The organism is Corynebacterium sp. MSK073 (assembly GCF_030232085.1).
In the GTDB taxonomy this organism is placed as follows: Bacteria; Actinomycetota; Actinomycetes; order Mycobacteriales; family Mycobacteriaceae; genus Corynebacterium.
Genome location: NZ_JASPIY010000002.1, coordinates 38,305 through 58,691 on the forward strand (window position 1 = coordinate 38,305; position 20,387 = coordinate 58,691).

Annotated in this window: 17 protein-coding genes, 1 tRNA gene and 2 pseudogenes; 5 read left to right on the forward strand and 15 right to left on the reverse strand. The window is 56.4% G+C overall.

Annotated features, from left to right (window positions below):
- Positions 1-508: 508 nt before the first annotated feature.
- From QP970_RS01460 to QP970_RS11685, 5 genes and pseudogenes are all read right to left on the reverse strand, one after another.
- Positions 509-1,189, reverse strand: coding sequence for a hypothetical protein (locus QP970_RS01460; RefSeq protein WP_023024208.1), 681 nt, complete (start codon positions 1,187-1,189; stop codon positions 509-511).
- 250 nt (positions 1,190-1,439) lie between these two features.
- Positions 1,440-1,583 (reverse strand): helix-turn-helix domain-containing protein, encoded by a 144-nt coding sequence (locus QP970_RS11680; RefSeq protein WP_156904645.1) that lies wholly within the window; start codon positions 1,581-1,583, stop codon positions 1,440-1,442.
- A gap of 70 nt (positions 1,584-1,653) precedes the next feature.
- Complete coding sequence (locus QP970_RS01465) at positions 1,654-2,016, reverse strand: primase C-terminal domain-containing protein (RefSeq protein WP_023024206.1); 363 nt, start codon at positions 2,014-2,016, stop codon at positions 1,654-1,656.
- Positions 2,017-2,188: 172 nt separating this feature from the next.
- Positions 2,189-3,013 carry an IS3 family transposase gene (locus QP970_RS01470; protein ID WP_349883461.1) on the reverse strand — a complete coding sequence of 275 codons (825 nt, stop codon included), beginning with the start codon at positions 3,011-3,013 and terminating at the stop codon, positions 2,189-2,191.
- 77 nt (positions 3,014-3,090) lie between these two features.
- Positions 3,091-3,448 (reverse strand): annotated as a pseudogene (locus tag QP970_RS11685) (transposase).
- A gap of 19 nt (positions 3,449-3,467) precedes the next feature.
- Here QP970_RS11685 and QP970_RS01475 point away from each other — a divergent pair.
- A pseudogene (locus QP970_RS01475) lies at positions 3,468-4,141 on the forward strand (integrase core domain-containing protein); the annotation flags it as partial.
- 96 nt (positions 4,142-4,237) lie between these two features.
- Here the strand turns inward: QP970_RS01475 and QP970_RS01480 are convergent.
- Positions 4,238-4,311, reverse strand: a tRNA-Gly gene (locus QP970_RS01480).
- Positions 4,312-4,374: 63 nt separating this feature from the next.
- On the opposite strand from QP970_RS01480, the gene dcd reads away from it, so the two are divergent.
- The gene (dcd, locus tag QP970_RS01485; RefSeq protein WP_023018083.1) at positions 4,375-4,944 is read left to right on the forward strand and encodes a dCTP deaminase; all 570 of its coding nucleotides are present in this window, start codon (positions 4,375-4,377) and stop codon (positions 4,942-4,944) included.
- 42 nt (positions 4,945-4,986) lie between these two features.
- The gene (locus tag QP970_RS01490) at positions 4,987-6,303 is read left to right on the forward strand and encodes a UDP-glucose dehydrogenase family protein (RefSeq protein ID WP_239269268.1); all 1,317 of its coding nucleotides are present in this window, start codon (positions 4,987-4,989) and stop codon (positions 6,301-6,303) included.
- Here the strand turns inward: QP970_RS01490 and QP970_RS01495 are convergent.
- From QP970_RS01495 to QP970_RS01535, 9 genes are all read right to left on the reverse strand, one after another.
- Positions 6,300-7,427 carry a YibE/F family protein gene (locus QP970_RS01495; RefSeq protein WP_239269341.1) on the reverse strand — a complete coding sequence of 376 codons (1,128 nt, stop codon included), beginning with the start codon at positions 7,425-7,427 and terminating at the stop codon, positions 6,300-6,302. The two genes, QP970_RS01490 and QP970_RS01495, sit on opposite strands and share 4 nt — an antisense overlap.
- Positions 7,428-7,683: 256 nt before the next feature.
- Positions 7,684-8,913 carry a pyridoxal phosphate-dependent aminotransferase gene (locus QP970_RS01500; protein WP_239275407.1) on the reverse strand — a complete coding sequence of 410 codons (1,230 nt, stop codon included), beginning with the start codon at positions 8,911-8,913 and terminating at the stop codon, positions 7,684-7,686.
- 55 nt (positions 8,914-8,968) lie between these two features.
- Positions 8,969-9,619 (reverse strand): DUF1707 SHOCT-like domain-containing protein, encoded by a 651-nt coding sequence (locus QP970_RS01505; RefSeq protein ID WP_239275409.1) that lies wholly within the window; start codon positions 9,617-9,619, stop codon positions 8,969-8,971.
- 75 nt (positions 9,620-9,694) lie between these two features.
- On the reverse strand, positions 9,695-11,002 hold the full coding sequence (locus tag QP970_RS01510; RefSeq protein ID WP_284771651.1) for a cation:proton antiporter: 1,308 nt from the start codon (positions 11,000-11,002) through the stop codon (positions 9,695-9,697).
- A gap of 34 nt (positions 11,003-11,036) precedes the next feature.
- On the reverse strand, positions 11,037-13,907 hold the full coding sequence (locus QP970_RS01515; RefSeq protein ID WP_284771652.1) for a (Fe-S)-binding protein: 2,871 nt from the start codon (positions 13,905-13,907) through the stop codon (positions 11,037-11,039).
- Positions 13,908-14,013: 106 nt separating this feature from the next.
- Positions 14,014-14,913 carry an oxygenase MpaB family protein gene (locus QP970_RS01520; protein ID WP_239269263.1) on the reverse strand — a complete coding sequence of 300 codons (900 nt, stop codon included), beginning with the start codon at positions 14,911-14,913 and terminating at the stop codon, positions 14,014-14,016.
- Positions 14,913-15,719, reverse strand: a complete 807-nt coding sequence (locus QP970_RS01525) for an NAD(P)-binding protein (protein WP_239269262.1) — start codon at positions 15,717-15,719, stop codon at positions 14,913-14,915. Before QP970_RS01525 ends, QP970_RS01520 begins: the two co-directional genes overlap by 1 nt.
- A 167-nt stretch (positions 15,720-15,886) precedes the next feature.
- Positions 15,887-17,473: a succinic semialdehyde dehydrogenase gene (locus tag QP970_RS01530; RefSeq protein ID WP_239269261.1), complete on the reverse strand. Its 1,587-nt coding sequence runs from the start codon at positions 17,471-17,473 to the stop codon at positions 15,887-15,889.
- A 78-nt stretch (positions 17,474-17,551) separates the two neighbouring features.
- Positions 17,552-18,628 (reverse strand): oxygenase MpaB family protein, encoded by a 1,077-nt coding sequence (locus QP970_RS01535; protein WP_239269260.1) that lies wholly within the window; start codon positions 18,626-18,628, stop codon positions 17,552-17,554.
- A gap of 410 nt (positions 18,629-19,038) precedes the next feature.
- Here QP970_RS01535 and QP970_RS01540 point away from each other — a divergent pair, with 410 nt between their 5' ends.
- Together QP970_RS01540 and QP970_RS01545 are read left to right on the forward strand one after the other, a co-directional pair.
- On the forward strand, positions 19,039-19,617 hold the full coding sequence (locus tag QP970_RS01540) for a DUF6230 family protein (RefSeq protein ID WP_200288567.1): 579 nt from the start codon (positions 19,039-19,041) through the stop codon (positions 19,615-19,617).
- Positions 19,607-20,374, forward strand: a complete 768-nt coding sequence (locus QP970_RS01545; RefSeq protein ID WP_239269258.1) for a DUF6114 domain-containing protein — start codon at positions 19,607-19,609, stop codon at positions 20,372-20,374. Before QP970_RS01540 ends, QP970_RS01545 begins: the two co-directional genes overlap by 11 nt.
- Positions 20,375-20,387: the final 13 nt, after the last annotated feature.

A 20,387-nucleotide genomic window follows, 5' to 3' on the forward strand; every position in this document is an offset into this window, starting at 1 on the left:
CGAAGCTAAAGGACTGCTCGACACTGTGTGGGCAGCGGTTGGTGGCCGGAGGGGGCTAAAATCGCACCAGAGAGCTAGTAAATTGGGCGAAAGACAACGAAGCGTGAAGCACCACACCGTCTGGAGTCAGCACATCGGAGACTCCTGCCTTTAATCGTCGGCTGATTCCCGGTATGCATGAGGGCAGGAGAAAAGGTGACGCGAGCACTAGCACGCAGACAGTAAAGTTCAACACCTAAAACTCCGACTCAACAGTGGTGCAGGTCTTGAACGTTCACCACTAGGAGCGGTAACTATATTACCTGTGAAATACAGTTATCACTCAATATCTAAATCCTGGAATTTATTGGAAGAATTCCCCTTGCCAGTAACTTCTCCTTTTATGTCTTTTATGTCTTGCCGTACCCCTTTTATAAAGGACACCGCTTTTATCAGGAATAGTGTCAAGGCCACTAGTAATGCTACGGCAAATATAGAAAATATAATATCATATACCATCATAGTTGCATCAAGATAACGCTTGAGCGCGGCCTCCGGAAACCTCAAGGGTTAGAGATAGCGTCGTTGTCCATAAAACCTTCACTGCAGTTGCCTGGAAAGACATTCTAGCTGAGGCTGGAGATATATTTCGGTTCTGCCATTGTTGGGTTATTTCAAGGGAGGGCGAACTTGTAGTGTGGCCAATGGCTCTATGAATTATCGGGCTATGCATATTCCTAATCGTAGCGTTTACTTTCCCACTCTTTGCCGTTGAATAATCTGCATAGAATGAGTACGAGAAAGCGATGCCGTTGTACACAACTCGGCAGTTATCGTGTCGAACCCAGTTCAAATGATCGTAGCTTCGGCAATTGGAAATCCCGGTTCCTCTAGTAGCGTACCTACTAGGTCCCATTTCTACCGTACTAACGGAACCATCCTGGTATATATTCTTCTTCGTTACTCGACCGTACTCCTCAGTTTCTTCACTGCGTATAGGTTCCGATTCTGGATTATCTGCGTCAATTAATTCACCATTCTCAATTTTCCCAATTAGGCGATCTTGAATTGACTTGTCGGTGATTCCATTCTGAAGAAACACGTTCCTATACTCCCGCTCGATAGACCCATCGATAGGGTTATCCAAGCTTTCCACCTCTTGCTCTTCTGTAATTGCAGGGGGAGAGATAATTGAGGAAATTGCAAGCATGCTAGAGAGAATTAATGAACAACTTTTTTCATGAAATGTCCTTCGTATATTTAGAAAGTAAAATGTCTTTACATTTTACATTAAGTTCAATAGTTTTCATAGGATTGTTTCTAATTTGTTACATTTCTGCGGGCGTGACATGCGCGGAGGGTGTCTCTACTGAAAACCTAGGTGCTTAGGTAGTGAGTCATGCTTGCTTAGCAAGGTGAGCTGCACGTGCCTATTGCATAGACGGAGGCCAGGATGTGGATCATGCACGCGCCTGGTCTTTCATGTGCACATAACGATGCACGGTCCCGACAGAGCAGCCGACTCCTTTAGCGATCGCACGCATAGATAGCCCTTGGTTGTGGAGCACCCGGATTTTATCGCGTTTTTCGTGCGCACGTCCGATAAACGCCTTACGAAGTTCCGATGTCTAGCGGCGAATGGTGTGGGGAGGACGACCGATTTTTAGGGCAGCTTCACGTGCGGTGAGCCTTGGAGATCGTACGCCTAGCCTTCGGGGTGCATCTGGCTTGACCATTCGGTACCTCACTTGCTGTTTCGTTGCGTTGTTGGGACCTTTTTTCGCCTGATTTTCCGCGTGCTGCTCGGATGGCGGACAATTGTTCGGGATTGAATCGTGTCCATACCCAGTGGGCGATGCTGGGGGCGAGGCGGTGGATTTCTTTTTCGGGGAGGGGGTCGCGGTGTTCTTTTTCTAGGTTGAGGTTGGCGGCGATGGCGTGTGCGTGGACAACTTCAACCCAGACGTTGATGCCGTCTGTCCAATTGCGTTTGTTCGCCCTAAAGGCCCAGCGGCGAGTACGGTCGAAGATATCCACATTGCGTCCAAAACCGGAGCTTTCCCGTGGTCGAGGGTCGTTCTAGAGGGGGCAGTGCTCCCAGGCTATCAAGGGGCTTGCGCTAGTTAATGGAGGCTGTAGGTGAGGTCGTGTTCTCCCCATAAGGTGCCGTGGTCGTTCTGAGCGGCCTGAAGTGCCCCGGGTTTTGTTCCTAGGCATTTGCCTTGATTTCTATTATTGCCTGTGGCGGGTTCTGCTTCCAAAACTCGGTTTCGACCTCGACCGGGGTTCGGTATCCCAAGCTTTGGTGGAGCCTTGTCTCGTTCCACCATGACACCCACTCGAACGTCGCGATTTCTACCTCGACAACATCATCCCACCTGCGGGTATGAATCAACTCGTTCTTGTAGGAACCATTAACGTTTTCAGCCAGAGCATTGTCATAGGAATCACCAACAGTCCCGGTGGAAGCGATAATGCCGTGCTGGGCAAGTCGCTCGTTGTAGACCACGCTGACATACTGTGAGCCGTGATCCGAATGGTGAATGAGACCTGTTGTTTCCTCAGCACACACGATCGCCTGGTTAAGAGCTTGCAGTGGCAGTGCTTCGGTCCGCATCGAATCTGATAACGCCCACCCGACGATCCGTCGGGAGTAGACGTCGGTGACAAACGCGGCGTAGACAAAGCCTTTCTTCGTGCGCACATACGTAATGTCGGCCACCCACAGCTTATTCGGGCCCTGAGCTTTGAACTCACGCTCAACCAAGTCCGGGCGCAGATCAGGCACGTTAGCTTTTCGGGTTGTGATTGGTGATCCGCCTGTGCCTTTGCCAGAAACACCGGCCAGGCGCATCAGTCGGGCGGTTTGTTCACGCCCGATATCGATTCCTTCACGGCGAAGCGCATGCCACATTTTCCGCACACCGTAAGCACCGTAATTATCCCGATGAACAGCACTAATGCGTTCAACTAGAACAGCATCACGAAGGCGACGAGCACTTAACCCCTCGGGCTTTGGACTGGCGATAACCACGCGGGGTGATAAACCCACCAGCCCGGTTATTTTTCAACGTCTTACAAATGAACTCGACAGAGAAATAATTCCGGTATTCATCGATGAACCGGATCATTTCCGACGTTTCGGGTCGAGTCATGAGGCGAAAAAGCTGAGGCAGCCTTCAGCAGCTCATTAGTGTCGCGTAGCTGGTGATTTTCACGGCGCAGCCTCGCGTTTTCGGCGGCCAAATCTTCACACACAGGTTCTGGGATGTTTCCCGAACGGCGGGCTTGCTGGGTCCATTGACGAGCCGTGTGCCATGAAACCCCCAACTTTGGAGCTACTGCCTGGCACGCAGCCTGCTTCGACATGTTTTCTGCCAGGATGCGATCCTCCACCAAGCGAACGACGCGGTCCTTGGCATCCTGGTCAAATTTTCTTGGCATGTTCCAGATTTTCCCATCTACTCAAACGGAACAAAACCTGGGACACTTCACAGCACGCGTTTACAGGCACTGCAGTCGCAGAAACGCTCCAACACCTCATCGACACCTACGGGCCACCCGCATCCACACTCACCGACAACGGACTGGTCTTTACGGCACGACTCACAGGTCGAAAAGGAGGCCGCAACGCATTCGAGAAAACCCTCAACCACCACCGCATCCAACAGAAAAATGGTCGTCCAGGCCATCCCCAAACTCAAGGAAAAATCGAGCGCTTCCACCAAACACTCAAAAATCGATCAACGCCCGACCACCCGCTAAAGCCGTCGCTGAACTGCAGACACTCCTCAATGAATTCCGCGACTACTACAACACCACACGCCCCCACAAAGCCCTAGGCCGACGCACCCCACACCAGGCCTACACCACCGGCACCAAAGCCAACCCAGCCCACAACCCGACACAAGAATGGCGCACAAGAAACGACGTCGTCTGGGACAACGGCAAAACCACCGTGCGCTACGCCGGCAAACTCTTCCACCTAGGCATCGGCCGCAAATGGAAGAGAAAGAAAATCCTCATGGTCATCGCCGACAACCACGTCATCACATCACTAGCCGAAACCGGCGAAGTCATCACCGAACACTACATCGACACCAGCCGCAACTACCAAAAGCCCTACTGGAAACAAGGAGACCCACCCCTAGACCCCAAATAACAACAAAACCGGCATCCCAGAACAAAAAGAAACTGAGATGCCGGTTTGTCAACGATGTCGCGACTCACCCGTCAAGCATGTCGCGACTCATGACAGTGGAGCCGACGACGGGAATCGAACCCGCGCCAGCAGCTTGGGAAGCTGCAGTTCTACCATTAAACTACGTCGGCGCTGCGCTAAATGCGCTTTCCCTACTATACACCTTGGGTAGGCGATTGAGTAGAATCGGGTCCGTGCTTCTTTCAGATCGTGATATTCGTTCCGCCATTGATTCCGGAGAGCTGGGCATCGAGCCCTTTGATAGTGAGCTTATCCAGCCTTCTTCCGTTGACGTGCGCTTGGATAAGTACTTCCGCGTATTCAATAACTCCCGCTATACGCACATTGACCCCAAAGAGGAGATGCCGGAGCTTACCACCTTGGTGGAAGTAGAAGAGGATCAATCCTTTATTCTTCACCCCGGCGAGTTTGTTCTTGGTGCCACGTTGGAGAAATTCACCCTCCCGGCTGACCTTGCCGGGCGTTTGGAGGGTAAATCCTCGCTGGGACGGCTGGGCCTTTTAACCCACTCCACCGCGGGCTTTATCGATCCCGGCTTTTCCGGGCATATCACCCTGGAGCTTTCCAATACCGCGAACCTGCCCATTGCGCTATGGCCGGGGATGAAAGTGGGCCAGCTGGCCATCTTTAAGATGACCTCGCCGGCGGAAAGCCCCTATGGCACGGGTGCCTTGGGATCGAAATATCAAGGTCAGCGCGGCCCAACGCCATCAAAGTCTTACCTGAACTTCCGCAGGGATTAATCTGGTATTTACATAAAATCTCTAGGATGAGGTTTTATGCGGATGACTGTTATTGGCACCGGTTACCTGGGTGCTACCCACGCCGCCTGCATGGCGGAATTGGGGCATGAAGTATTAGGCGTCGATGTAGACGAGGATAAAATCTCCGTCTTGCAATCGGGCAAGGTTCCCTTTTTTGAGCCGGGGCTGCCGGAGGTGCTCGAGCGCAATATTGATGCTGGGCGCTTAGGGTTTAGCACGGATTATGACGAGGCCGCGCAGTTTGCCAACGTGCACTTTCTCGGCGTGGGAACCCCGCAGCGCCGCGGTTCTTATGCAGCGGATATGACCTACGTTAAGGCCGTTATCACGGACTTGGTGCCCAAGCTGCGCGGGGAGCACGTCATCTTTGGCAAATCCACCGTTCCGGTAGGTACGGCGGCGGAACTCCAAGAACTTGCGGACGGTTTAGCGCCCGAGGGAACTCGCATGGAAATCGCGTGGAATCCAGAATTTTTGCGCGAAGGTTATGCGGTGCACGACACCATTACCCCGGACCGCATTGTCATTGGCACCCGCGAATCAGAATCCCGCGCGGAAGAGCTTGCCCGCGAGATCTACGCGCAGCCGCTAGCGCAGGACACGCCCTTCATCGCGACCGATCTGCAGACCGCGGAGCTGGTAAAAGTATCCGCCAACGCTTTTTTGGCGACCAAGATTTCTTTCATCAATGCAGTTTCCGAGATTTGTGAGATCGCGGGGGCGGACGTGGTGGCGTTGGCGGATGCCATTGGCATAGACAAGCGCATTGGTCGCAAGTTTCTCGGCGCGGGCCTGGGCTTTGGCGGTGGATGCCTGCCCAAGGATATCCGCGCCTTTATGGCGCGCGCCGGTGAGCTCGGCGCTGATCAAGCGCTGACCTTCCTGCGCGAGGTGGATGCGATTAATATGCGCCGGCGCGACCGCATGGTGGATATGTCTAAAGAAGCCTTCAATGGCTCGCTATTGGGCCACCGCGTCACCGTGCTGGGCTGTGCCTTTAAGCCGAACTCGGATGATGTGCGGGATTCGCCGGCGCTCTCGGTGGCTGGATCCTTGTCCTTGGCGGGTGCGGCGGTCACCGTCTATGACCCAGAGGGCATGGAAAACGCCAAGAAGGTTTTTCCCACCTTGGACTATGCCGCCGACACGGAAACCGCCTTGCGGGAGGCGGAACTTGTCATCCTGGCTACCGAGTGGGAGCAGTTTAAGGAACTGGACCCGAACGAGGCCGGCGAGCTGGTAGATAATAAGCGCATTATCGATGGCCGCAATGTGCTGGACGTTGCGGCCTGGTCCAACGCCGGCTGGAAGATACAGGCGCTGGGGCGCACGCTTTAACGGCGGCGTGACGGGACCGTAAACGCGGCAATCAGCGTGGTAATTGGGACTGCGAGGGTCAGTGCCATGGCGCCGACGCCGGAGCGCAGGAGTTCGGTGGCGACGAGATCGCTGCTAAGTATTTGCCCCGCGGGGCGTTCAGCGGCGGTGATGAGCAGGAGCAGGGGTAATGCGGCGCCGGTATAGGTCAAAATGAGGGTATAGACCATCGAGGCAATGTGGTCGCGGCCGACCCTCATGGCGGATAAGAAAAGCTCTAGCGGTGTGGCAGCGGGGTCGGATTCATGCAGCTCGGTGATGGTGGAGGCTTGGGCGATGGCGACATCGGCAAGGCTGCCCAACGCACCCACGACGAAACCGCACAGCAGCACGCCCAGGATGGAGACATTGGGCATATATAGCAGCAGCTTGAGGTTATCTTCGGAGCTAAAGCCTTGCAGCTGCGAACTATCGATGGCCGCCCAAGCCAAAAACGCGGCGATGGCGAGCGCCGTCAGTGAACCGCCGACCGCAGAAGCGGATTTCCAATTCACGCCGTGGACAAGCGGCACGGCAAGGAGAATGATGGCGGTACAGGCGGCGAGGGCCACCCACAGGGGATTGGTGCCCGCAATGAGCGCTGGGATGAGGAAGCTGAAGACGATACCAAGGCTCAACCCCAAGCCGATGATCGCGCGCACCCCATGCCACGCCGCGAAAGCAATGATGACGATCGCGATGACCACTCCCCAGAGCAGGAGGCTATGGCTGCGCTGATAATCGGCAAAGGCATACGATACTGCCCCGGCAGGATCGGTGGCCTTGGATAGCACGATGTCATCGCCCGGCTGCAATTCTGGGTCGCCCGCGTTGCCGTAGGTGACCAATTGGGTCATCTTTCCCTCGTCCTCGCCGGAGGTGATCTTCACCAGCGCCCGGTCACAGTCCACTTCTTCCTTTTCCGGAATAAGCGGCGGGGTATCAAAGGCCAAGCCGGTCTGCTCCGATTGGCACGCCGAATGATCGGTCTTCTCCACGGTGCCTTCCACCTGCGGGTGGTTCAACGCGTAGGTGGACTCGAACTCCTCCGAGGTATGCTCAGAGGCAGCACTAGTGGGCCAGAGCAGGACGAGGCCGACCAGCATGGCGATAAGGGCCGCACCGATGGCGGTTACTAGCCCAATGCGCCACGGGTGACCGGATACCGAGTGCGCCAACTGACGTGGCTTTAGGCGTTGTAACCTCGACCGGCCCTGCGCGTGCCCGCTGGACTCCGATCGACCCTGCGCTTGCCGATGCCGCGAAGCGGCGCCCGTCGTCGAATTAGAAACCGAGGAATGTCGTCCCATACGATGTATTGTCAACGATTATTACTGCAATTACCAATCGTCTGCTGGGGTGCTATTGGCGGTAGCTTACTAAGAAATTGCCCAAGCGTTCGATGGCGTTTTCTAATTGGGAGGCCCAAGGCAGCGTGACCACGCGGAAGTGATCCGGGTGCGGCCAGTTGAAGCCGGTGCCTTGGACCATGAGGATCTTTTCCGCCTTGAGGATGTCCAACATGAGTTTGGAATCATCGTGAATCTCATAGACATTGGGATCCAGGCGCGGGAAGAGGTACAGCGCGCCCTTGGGCTTTACCGCGGAAACACCCGGAATCTCATTGATCTTGTCGTAGGCGATATCGCGCTGGCGCAGCAATCGTCCCCCAGCCCCGGTGAGCTCGTAGATGGATTGGCGCCCGCCCAGCGCCACCTGGATGGCGTGTTGGGCGGGGACATTCGGGCACAGGCGGGTACCTGCCAGCAATTCGAGGCCCTCGATAAGCCCGTGCGCATTATGCTTCGGGCCCGTAATAACCATCCAGCCTGCGCGGTAACCACAGACGCGGTAGGCCTTGGATAGGCCATTAAAGGTAAAGGTCAAAAGATCGGGGGCCAGCGAGGCGATGGAGATATGCTTCGCATCGTCATAAAGGATGCGGTCATAAATCTCATCGGCCAAAATCAGCAGGTTGTGCTCCCTGGCGATGTCCACGATCTGCTGCAGGACCTCGCGCGAATACACCGCACCCGTTGGGTTATTGGGGTTGATGACCACAATGGCCTTGGTCTTTTCGGTGACCTTGGACCTAATATCCTCGATGGACGGGTTCCACTCGTCTTCCTCATCGCACAGGTAGTGCACCGGGGTGCCACCGGCCAGCGAGGTTGCCGCCGTCCACAGTGGGTAATCGGGCGCCGGGATAAGGATCTCATCGCCATTATTGAGCAGCGCCTGGGTGGTCATGGTGATAAGTTCTGATACGCCATTGCCCAAGAAGACATCGTTGATATCAAAATGCGGGAAGTCCTCGAGCTCATAGCGCGTGACGATGGACCTCCGGGCCGAGGTAATGCCTTTAGAGGTGGAATAGCCCTGGGAGGTGGGCAAGGCGCTGATCATATCGCGCATGATGACATCGGGTGCATCGAAGCCAAAGACGGCGGGGTTGCCGGTATTGAGCTTGAGGATGGTGTGGCCGTCCAGCTCCATTCTCTCCGCTTCCGCTGAGACCTCACCGCGAATATCGTAAGCGATGCCCTTTAATTTTTCGGACTGGTCAAAGATGCGGGGTGTGGGAGAAGTCATGGCCATATTGTGCCATCTTTCACAGCGCTAAGAAGGATTGCAGCGCAACTCAGTGCTATTTTTTATTCCACTTGCTGATTTGCTTCTTCGCCATTTCCATAGCTTGACCAGTAATTTCACCGGCCTGCTGGCGGCGCTCGGCCCACATTTTCTTCTCTAATTCTTTTTGGTGCGCCCGCTCGTGTGCCGTCAGTGCACGGATTTCGCGCTGTTGTTGGCGCTCAATCTGCCGCACCGAGGGGGCATGCCACGATTGCGGGCCCACCTTGGCCACGTACAAGAGGATCCACACGATGGGAATGAGCGCTGCGGCTACGGCACCGCCCGCTAGCAACCAGGGGCTATTCATGGTGGCGCTGAGCATGACAAGAGTAGGCGATGCCGCGAGCAGAACCACCGAGCTGGTCAGCGCGGTAGCGATGCGGGGCTTTTTCGCGGCATTAAAGGCGCGCTCCACATCGCCCTGGGAGTAGATTTTTGCCTCTTGCGATCCGGTCGCAGGGATATCACTGAAAATTGGCGCCAAGTCCTTGTGGGTGACGGCCTGCATGACGCTATCGGAGCGCTCCTCAAACTCGGTCATAGATAAGCGGCCTTCGCCCACTGCGCGGGCTAGATCCGTCAGGGCATCGTTGCGCTCTGAATCAGATAGACGCAGTGTCCGGTCATAGGGGGAGGATCCGTAGCTATTAGTCACAGCCACCATAATAGACAACCTGATTCAAAAAGAATATGCCCTGCCACGGTGGCAGGGCATAGCTTCTAGTGCGGGGTACACAGGCTAGAGCTCTTGCGACTCATCTTCTTTGTCGTCCTCGTTAGAATCCGATTTTTTCTTTGGATCGGATTCATCAACCGTCTTGGAGTTCTTCCTTCCCACCAGGTTGGCCAAGAACGGGAAGATGGCAACGGTCAATGCGCCACCGGCGACGAAGATGGATGCGGTTTCTTGCTTCATCAATTCCGAATTAACGGCCAGCGACGTCACGGCTACGATGATCGGCAGGCCGGTCGCCGTGTACAGGCTGACCTGGAGGCGTTCGCGCACCGTTTCAATTTCGGAGCCGGTGTGGCCCACATTTTCGCGCAGGAATACCGGCAGGCCGCGGGTGACGAGAATAAGCGCCGGGATGCCCAGTACCTTCCCCGGGTTATTAGCGATGGTATCCCAGTTAATCGTCATGCCGGAGACCACGAAGAAGACCGGGATGAGCATGGAGTGAAAGACCACATCGAGGCGGTGTTCTAGCCGTCGATGGAATTCATCCGGAATGATGCGGTTCAAGATGATGCCGGCGGCGAAGGCGCCCAGCACGATGTCGAGCTCAAAGACCGCCGTGACGGCCATGAGGGTGGCAAGGATCAGGATGATAAGGCGCAGAATGGTCTGGTTGGTAGACCCCGCACCGGAGATAAACGCCGCTTTAACCCACGGAATCGTCGTGGCAATGGCAGCCGGCATGATGGCGACGGCCACGGCGATGCCGATGAACGCGAGCATAATCAGCAGCGTGGTCCACGTGGAGCGCGTGCTCAGCAGCAGCGCCATCGCGGTAATGGGTGCGACCTCACCAATAGCGCCGTGAATCATGACCGATTTGCCCACTTTGGTCTCGAGCACACGGTCCTGTTTCAGCATGGGCTGGAGCGTGCCCAGCGCCGTGGACGTTAGCGCCAGCGCCACCACGATGGCACCTGGGACATTATCGACCAAGAAGTACGCACCGACGCCACAAGCCACGAGGCAGATAAGCCAGGTGGACAGCGCGGTTCCCGCCTCTTTGGTCTTGAGCGTAGAAATCTCGATCTCAAAACCTGCGAGCAAGAACAGCGCACCAACGCCCAGCTCTTTCAGCATGCTGATGCCGGCATCCTCATGCGCTACATCCAAAAGCGATGGGCCGATGACCATGCCAAAGATGATCAGAAGGGCAACGGCCGGCAGCCGGTTGCCCAACATGAACGACACTATGGGCGCCAGTAGCGCCGCGAGCATGATCCAGGCAAAGGAAACGAGGCTAGTGGTGTTTTCCGTCGCACCCGCTGCGAGAACAACAGTATCCGCAGCCCATCCCACATCTAAATGCATGGATCACAGCGTACGCACTCACCCCTGCACATGCCTACTCGGTATTCGTGTCCTTCGGCGGTGTGGGTGGCTTCGGCGGTTCCGGTGGCTTGGGGGCCTTGGGAGCCTCCGCGCTTGCCGATGGCGCCGGTGGTGCAGGCGGAGTGGATGGCGCGGATGGCGCGGACGATGCCGGCGGAGCCGGCGGGGCTGGCGGCGCAGCTGCCTCGGGTTTCTTGTCAGCCTGCGGTGGCTTTGGCGCTGCTGGAGTCTGTGGTGCCTGGGCAGCTTGTGGAGCCTTTGGCGGCTGTGGAGCTGCAGGTGGTTCCGGCACAGCTGGTGCTTGCGATGCAGCGGGTGGCTGCGGGGCCCTAGGCGGTTGGGGTGCCGCGGGTGCTTTCGCATTTGGAGCAGCCGGCGGAGTCGGGGCACCTGGAGCTGCCGGGGCACTTGGTGCTGCCGGAGCCTTCGGCGCCGCCGGGACGCTAGGTGCCGAAGAAGAACCCGGAGCCGCAGGGGCCTTAGGAGCCTTTGGCGGCGTGGGAGCACCCGGTGGGGCTGGCGCGCTGGGCGCGGAGGGGGCACTCGGTGCAGAAGGTGGAGTAGGCGCCGACGGTGCATTAGTGGATTGCGGCGCGCTCGGTGAGCTGGGTGCGTTGGGTGCCGAAGGAGCCTTGGGGGCCGCCGGTGCCGAAGGCGCGGCTGGAGCTGCCGATGCCGAAGGAGCAGAAGGCGCGGAGGGTGTAGCAGGTGGAGTGGCAGCGGTGGGGGTATTGCTGGAGGAGGGGGCATCGGCAGGCGTGGGTGCCTTGGGGGATTCAGCGGTGGTGGTAGCTGAGGCCGCACGGTGGCGCACTGGGGTGGCCAAGAACGCCTTGGGGAGAGGCTCTGGAAGGGTGCCCTTGTCATCCAGGGAAATGGAATTGCGCAGCATGGTGGCCACGTCGTTGACCTGGGTGGTGGGGGTGGACTCGGCGGCCAAAGACTTCACGCCGCCGGTCATCATGACATTGCAGAATGGGCAGCCAGTGGCGATTTCCTCGGCGCCGGTCTCTAGTGCCTGCTCCGTGCGGAACTCATTGATGCGAGAACCCAACTTTTCTTCCATGAACATGCGCGCGCCGCCGGCGCCGCAGCAAAAGGCCTCATTGCGGGACTTGTCCATCTCGCGCAGTTCTACGCCGGTGGCCTCGAGAAGCTCGCGCGGGGGATCGAAGACCTTATTGTGCCGGCCCAAGAAGCACGGATCGTGATAGGTGATGGGCTTGCGGTTTTCTGGGGTGCGCGGAACCGGCTGCAGCAGCTTCTCGCGTACTAGTCGGTTGAGTAGCTGCGTGTGGTGGAAGACATCGAAATGCCCGTCGAAGTCCGGGTACTCATTGCGGATGGTATTAAAGCAGTGCGGGCAGGTCGTGATGATTTTCCGCTGGCCTTCCGGCACGCCCTCAAAAGCGTTGTTGAGGGTTTCCACGTTTTGTTGCGCCATCATTTGGAACAAGAACTCATTGCCGGCGCGGCGAGCGGGATCGCCGGTGCAGGTCTCGCCGGTAGAAAGCACACCGAATTTCACGCCGGCGGTGTGGAGAAGATCCACGACGGCGCGGGTGGTGCGGCGACCATTGTCATCATAGGCACCGGCGCAGCCGACCCAGAGGAGGTATTCCATATCGGAGAAATCCGCGGCGTCCTCGCCAATGATGGGTACCTCGATGCCATCGGCACGCGCCTCATCAATCCAAGCGCGGCGCTCGGAATTATTGCGGCCCCAGGGGTTGCCCTTGGTTTCCATGTTCTTAAATAGGCCGGTGAGCTCTGAGGGGAAATCGGATTCCGCCAAGACCTTGAAGCGGCGCAGGTCTGCAATATGGTCGATGTGCTCGATATCAGTGGGGCATTGATCCACGCAGGCCCCGCAGTTGGTGCAGGACCACAGGACGTCATCGTCGATGACACCAGCCATCGAGAGCACATCGAGGCCCTCGTGCGGGCTGTAATTATCTAGCGCACCTTGGCGCAAGTCCATCATGACCTTTTTGGGGCTGAGCGGCTTATCGGTATTCCAAGCCGGGCACAGCTCTTGGCAGCGGCCGCATTCAGTGCACGCGGTTGAATCCAGCAGCAACTTCCAGCTGCCAGGGGTGATGTCTTCTTCCAAGTCCGGGGTGGGCAGGGATTTAAGCGCCTTATCCCCAGAGGTATTGCGCTGGAAAAAGATATTGAAAAACGCCATGAAGCGGTGCCACATGACACCCCACTGGAAATTGCGGGCAATAAAGAAGATGAAGAGGAGCCCGGATAGCAGCTTGACCAAGGCGAAGAAGCTGACCAGTGCCGGGGACTCAGGCAGTGCCTTAGCTAAGTGAACGGTCAAGAAATCCGCGACTGCGGAACCGCCACCAAAGGCCGCGATCTTGGAAGCTTTGACCAAGAGCATGCTGAGGCCCTCGATGAATACAATGGCCTCTACCCACCGGGCCGCCGCCGTTTGGGAGTTGAAAAAGCGGCTGCCGCGCTCGGTATCGCCTAGTTTCAGGCGCACTCCGATGAGGAAGCAGATGCCCAGCAACGTGCCGATGCCGAGTATTTCTTCTACAAAGTGATACACCGGCCAGGTGCTTAAGCCAGGCCACCCTTTATCCGGGGCGAAGGTTTGGATATAGGCCTCAAACCACACCAGGATGCCGAATAAAAAGCCCACCATGACCGCCCAGTGAGCGGCATTGACCAATGGCTTTCCCTTGAAGTGGGTGTGGCCGAAGACCTCTACCAGCACGCGCCCGAGGCGTTTTAGAGGGCTATTGGTGCGCTCTAGTTGGGTTGGTCCGCCCGAGCGGATGAACTTAATGAGCGCGCCTATGCGGGCGAAAAAGTATAGCCACACCGGAATCGATGTGGCTATAGCAATCCAACCGGACACGGTTGTCATTCGTGCTCCTTCACTACTGATGCTCCACGTTGTTATCTACCTTAAAGCCTCAAGGCGTCATCGTGGGAGTCAGTATTCAGTAACTATGAGTGAAGGGATATTGGCCTTAGTAGTGGAAGCCGCCTTCAGCTTCCGCCTTCTCAAAGGCGCGGGTAGCGATAGGAACCATACGTGCCTTACGCGGGAGGACGGAGAAGACTCCACGGACGGCACGGGAGAAGATCTTGAGCTTGCGCTCATCCTTCTTGGTCCACTCCCAGCCAAGCTTGTTGCGCAGCTTGTCCGGAATCATGCCGATAGCAACCCACAACAGCAGACGAGATGCGTAAGGTGCAATGGGCTTCCACAGCCAGTTGGGCACCTTGGGATCTGGGGTGTCGAGGGTAAGGCCGTTGATGATGCGGGAGCGCTCGATGGTTTCGCTGATATCGAGGGTATCGATCATGTTGTCTACGTACTCTTCAAACTCAGCGTACGTCTTTGGCGCATCGTCGGGCTCTGCAACCTCGTAGAAGGTGTACCAGGTACGGGTCTCCTGGAAGAGCTGCTCGCGCTCCTCTGGGGTCAGAGGATCCATGAAGTTGCCGGCCAGCTGGTACGGCATTGCAGCGAAGGTGGCGTGTGCCCAGTAGTACACATCCGGGTTCAGCGGGTGGTAGCGGCTTCCATCTGGGTGGGTGCCCTTGATGTCCTTGTGGAAGTCACGAATCATGACGCCAACTTCAGGGCCTTCATAGATCGTGCGGATGATCGGGAAGGCGGAGCGAACCAAGCGTGCAACCTCGTTATCGAAAACGTTCGAGTGCTGCACCAAGGACCGGCTGACGTCACGCTGGGCAATCTGCAAAAGACCAGCAGACAGTGCGACGAATGCGGAGCGCCAGTCACCAAAGCGTTGCCACAGGATGGAATCTGGACCCAGCTCAGGCAGGTTATCGGTGTTGTTATCTGCAGGTTGGGCGTGCTTGTCGTTTACAGTGCTTTCAGGATTGCTCAGAGTAGTCATTATGCCTCCTTAAGGGCAGTAGCGGACTTTTGTTGATTCTGGCGTTCGGACGAGGCGGACTCAGGGGCGTAGTTGGATGCTCGCTTGAAATCGTGGGCCGGTGCATCGAACCCTGCGAGCACTTCGCGGATTCCGCGTACGGTACCGGGCTGAACCAACCACTTATCGTGCTTGACGGTTAGTTCTCCTGGTCCACGAATCTCTAGCTGGCGGACGTAACGGCGGCAGTGATCGGCGCGGGCTTCGATGACAGCCAGTGGGCGACGCTTGAGGTAAGAGTCGCGCGGGGTAGGGCCGTCAACAAAGAGGGCATTAGGCAGCCCAAATACCTCTACACCGTGGTGCAGGTACATGTCATCGACGCTGGCCTTTGACCGTCCCGGAACGGAAATCCACGGGGATTCCTCGCCGGTGGCGCGAATCAACACATCGAAAGCTTGGGTTTCCTGACCGGAATCACCGAGGTAGGAGATTTCCCATTTGCCTTCTGCGCGGTCGAATTCGGCACCAGTAACGGCGGTGGAACCGCGGAACTCGGCGCCACTGGCAGCAACAGCCTCTTCAAGGTGGCGTACTACAGAAGCTGGCGAGCCGTCAGTTTTCGTGAGGCGGAGGTACGGGGTGCGGAAGTGGTACTTCCGGGAGACCTCGGTGGCATCAGCGGAATTGAAGTGACCGCCGATGTGTGGTTCTTGTTCAAAAAGAACGGTGTCGAATCCAGAGAATGCGCATTCAGAAGCCGCGGCGCATCCGGCTACTCCGGCACCGACGACTGCGACGGTCGGTCGGCGATATGGCTTGAACATACTGTTCCTTTCGAGTTTCACAGGGCACTTACCGGCCGCTGTGTATTGGCAATTTATGTACTCAGAGAGAACACAATTTGTGGATATGTTGTGATAGTACACATATCCCCAACAATTGTGAAGTGGATTACTGGATTTAAAAGCTGGCTGGTTATGCTGCGCAGTGCTTAGGGGAGGAAGCGCAAGGCCTTTCCTAAGCGCAACGCGGAGCTCAGCAGGGTGCCGTAATACTTATTGGGAAGCCAACTTGGCCCGCGCATCGGCATGATCCTTTGCGAGGAAATATTCTTCGCTTCCGTATATTTGGTCAGCCCCTCGTGGCCATGGCGGCGGCCAACGCCGGACTCCTTGACGCCACCCAGCGGGGTGGAAATCGAGGCCCACGTGGAGGCGTAGCCATCATTGATGGTCACGCTGCCAGCATCGATTTTCTCGGCGATGCCCTGCGCGGTTTCGGGTTGGCCGAATACAGAGGAGTTCAGGCCGTAGGGCAATTTATTTGCCTGCTCGATGGCCTCTTCAACATCGCGCACGCGTTGCACGTACACCACGGGGCCAAAGACCTCTTGCTCTGCAAGCTCGGTGCCTTCACCCAAATCAGTGAGAACCGTGGGCTCAAAGTGGTAGGGGCCGATATCCGGGCGGGGCTTGCCGCCGGTAATAACGGTGGCACCCTTTTCTACCGCATCATCGACGAAGTGCTGCACCACATCCAATTGGTTTTGGCCGATGAGTGAACCCATCGTGTAGTCCCAGTTCAAACCGGAACCAAGTTTGATGGATTCGGTTGCCCGGCGGAATGCGGTAATGAATTGATCGAAGATGGCATCGGGCACGTAGATGCGTTCAATCGACACGCACAGCTGGCCTGAATTGGAAAAGCAGGCGGTAGCGATGGTGTCAATATGCTTGTCGATGTCCGCATCCGGCGCGATGATCATTGGGTTCTTGCCGCCCAGTTCTGCGGAGTATCCAACGAGGCGCTCGCCTACGGTGGTGCCCAAAATCTTGCCGGTCTTGGTGGAACCGGTAAACATCAGGTAATCGCAGCGTTCGGAGATGGCGGAGCCGACAACTCGGCCGGAGCCGGTGACGATCTGCAGCAGATCCTTCGGCAGTCCTGCTTCCTTCAAGAGGTAGAGGGAAATCAGGTTAGAAAATGGGGTGGATCCGTCGGGCTTGGCCACAACGCCATTGCCGGCAAGTAGTGCCGCAACGGCATCGGAAATGCCCAATGCTAATGGGTAGTTCCACGGGCTGATTTGCCCCACAACGCCCTTAGGAACTCGCTGCAAGTGAGTTTTGGTGATGAGCGGAAATGCGCCCGGCTGCTTCTGAGTGGCCAGTAGCTTTGGCGCATTATTTGAGTAATAACGCGCGTTATTTAGTACATCGAGTACCTCATCAAAAGCGGCCGTGCGGTCCTTGCCGGTTTCCAGTTGGATGAAATCCGCCAGCAGCTCGCGGTGTTTAGCCACGAGGTGGTGGAAGCGCTTCATTACCTTTACGCGCTGCTTAACGTCGGTGTCGGCCCAGGCCTTTTGGGCCTGACGCGAACGGCGGAAAGCCTCATCTACGTCTTCTTCGGAACCTACTCCAACCCATCCTAATTTTTCTTCGAATAGGGGGGAATGGACCGCTTGGTGCTCGCCTTTATCCAGCGAACCAGTGGAGTAGTTAGTGGTGAGATGTTGTAGCTCAGTCAGTAAATGCTGTGGCAAGGGCCGTTCTTGTAGACGGCGTGGTAAAGACATGTAATGCACGCTCCAGAAAGATCAATGAAAAGGTTCGTGAGCTAAAAAGCTCACGAACAATTGGGAAGCCGGTGTGTTTTAGAACGGGCAGCCGGCAGCACGGCGTGCGGCTACTGCATCATCGGAATCCGGCTTGTCGGTAGATTCCGCGGTGGCAGCAGAGTCCTTAGCCTGGGCGGCGTTGTAGCCTTGGATCTTCTTCGGCTCCTTGTACTTGCCCTCAATCATGCCGTTCTTGATCATCAAGGAACGACCAGGCTCCATGTAGCGCTTGTCCTCTGGGAGGTGGTCCATGATGAAGCGAACGGACTTGGCGATGCGGTCGAAGCGCTTTTGGTCGCGCTTGGTCCACTTCAGATCCAAGATGTCGCGGTACTTCTGCGGCAGGGTAGCCACAGTCAACCAGATGGCGCTGCGCATAATGGGCTTCCAGATAACCTTCCATACGGCCTCTGGAACGCCTTCCGGAGCCTTGACCGGCTCTACGCGTGCGGTGCGCAGTGCGAAGTCAACGGTCTGGTTGCGCTCGAGCACGGTGTCTGCCATGTCATCCATGTACTTGATCAAGTCATCGTAGTTATCAATGACCGGACGCTCAGACATGCCGTACTTGTCCCACCAAGTCACGCCCTCGCGAACGATCTGGTCGCGCTCTTCCTTGGTGAACGGAGTACCGAAGAGATCTTGGGCGTAGATAACGCGGTAGACGAAGGTAGCGTGTGCCCAGTAGTAGGTCTCTGGGTTCAGGGAGTGGTAACGCTCGCCATTTTGCAGCGTGCCCTTAATGGTGACGTGGTAGTCGCGGATACGCTCACCGATGTCCCCATCATCGTAGATGGACTGAATAATCTGCGGCGTAGAGCGCTGCAGACGGGCGAAAGGTTCGTCGAAGAACTTCGAGTGGTCCAAAAGGGACTGACCAATCGCAGGGTGCATATTCTGCAAAATGCCGGTGTAACCGCGCAGCAGCTGCAGGCGGTTATCCGAGCCCCACTTCCACAACAGGGAATCCGGGCCCAAAGGAGCGCGGCGCAGTTCGCGCTTTTCTTCCTTCTTGTCCTGAGCGTTTACTTCTTCTGCTCCGGACTGAGAGGAATCAATGTGGGTATTTTCTTCGTTTGCCTGTGCATTTTCGGGTTTCAGTGAGTTGGACAATTCGACCCTCCTTAGTCGATAAAATCTGATGGTTGTGTAGCGTAACACACACCGGTGCGCACCTATTACATGGCGCACAAATTTGGGGGTGCAACGATGTGCGCTGCGGGTTTAGTGGGGGATCGGAAGTTGACAACGGCAGGGGGTGCGATAATCTTCATTAAACATATGACCTGGGCTACACTGTTGCGGGCGTATTTAATTGCACCCCTATTTGTGTGACGTGTCTCAGGTAGTGTTAACGTGTGTTCAAGCTCATTTAATCAGTGGATTGCGTAGGTCCAATACTCATCGTCGGCTTGTGTACCTCTGGCCGCGGTAAAGAGTGGGCTGAAAATTCACCGTAGACGGGGGATGCCGCTAAAACAGGCTGCTACCCCGCCTTTTCAATTCCACAGAAAGGTTCCTTCATGGGCAGGATTAGTATTCCAAAGTTTGCAACCGCACTGGCTGCCGGGCTTGCGGCTTTTGGTGTAACAGGTTTTGCGGTAGCCCAAGGTGGCTTGACCGCTAATATCGCACTTTCAGGAACCTTCTTTAAGGTGAACATGAGCCACCTAGAGGGCGAAGGATTGTCGATCTTCGTTGATAGGGACAAGATGGGAGAGGAAACCATCCCGGCCGCGCGCTTGAAGTTTGAGCACGCCGTGGCTTCCAACTTGTGCCTGTCTGCCAATCTTCCTGATGTCCCAGGGATTGGCGAGACCACCTTCGCCCTCCGTGCGAATGGTGATGACAGTGTGGAGGTAGAAAACCTCTTGGTTGGTGCTACCGACATTAAGGGTCAGCTCGATCTGACGAACGCCAACGTGGGTGTCGACGCCAGCCAGGTCAATGACAAGGCAGATCCAGGTTCGTGGGGATTGTACGCGCAGAAGGTGACCCTGAGCGCGGATGATATTCGTACGACCTCGGTGGGAGCAGAAAGGCTCGCTGCCTCTGGTGTGAATGTGACGGTGAAGAGGGGAAGCAACAACAATGGCTGCTAAGTCTTCTGATGATGAGACTTTGCGCATGCCTGCGGTGACCGAAACCGATACCGATAACGGCGAAGCTGCACGCAGCGCCCAAGATTCCTCCCAGGAGTCGGCCGGAAATACCGCTGGTGAGGCCGCCGTTGGCACCGATCACGCTAGTGCTGCGGAGACGAAGGCCGAGGACACCGCTGATGCTGGTGCTGAAGCCACGGCCACGGCGGAAAGCGATGGAGAGAACACATCGCAGTCGGTAGCGGATGCGGTCAAAGGTGCTAATGAACCGCAGGATTCCGCAGCGAATAACAAGAATGACAAAGCCGTAACCAGAGTGGCCCCTAAAGAGAGCTGGTGGAAGCGGTTTAAACACTGGCGCAAGCGTCGTCCGTTCGCGGGTGGCTTGTTGCTTATCTTGTCCGGCATCGCCATCGCTGCGCCGGCCTATATTACTGTGCGCATTTCAGATCTTTTGGTCATGATTTCCACGGTGTCTGGCGTTTCGACGCTCCTTATTGGTGCGGCACTTATCATGTTCGGCCTAGGATCTTGGTTTAGGCAGGAGACATCGTCTTACCTGGGTGTTTTAGCCATCTTGGTAGCGATCGTCGCGCTTCCCACCACCAACCTGGGTGGCTTCGTTATAGGCAGCCTTTTGGGCATTATCGGTGGTGCGCTCGCATTTGCTTGGCAGCCACAGGATCGCCAGAAGTCTCCTAAGAAGCGCAAGAAGAAGAAAAAGTCCCAGGCCAAAGAACTGGCGGTTTCAGCATGAAGCTATTCAGGCT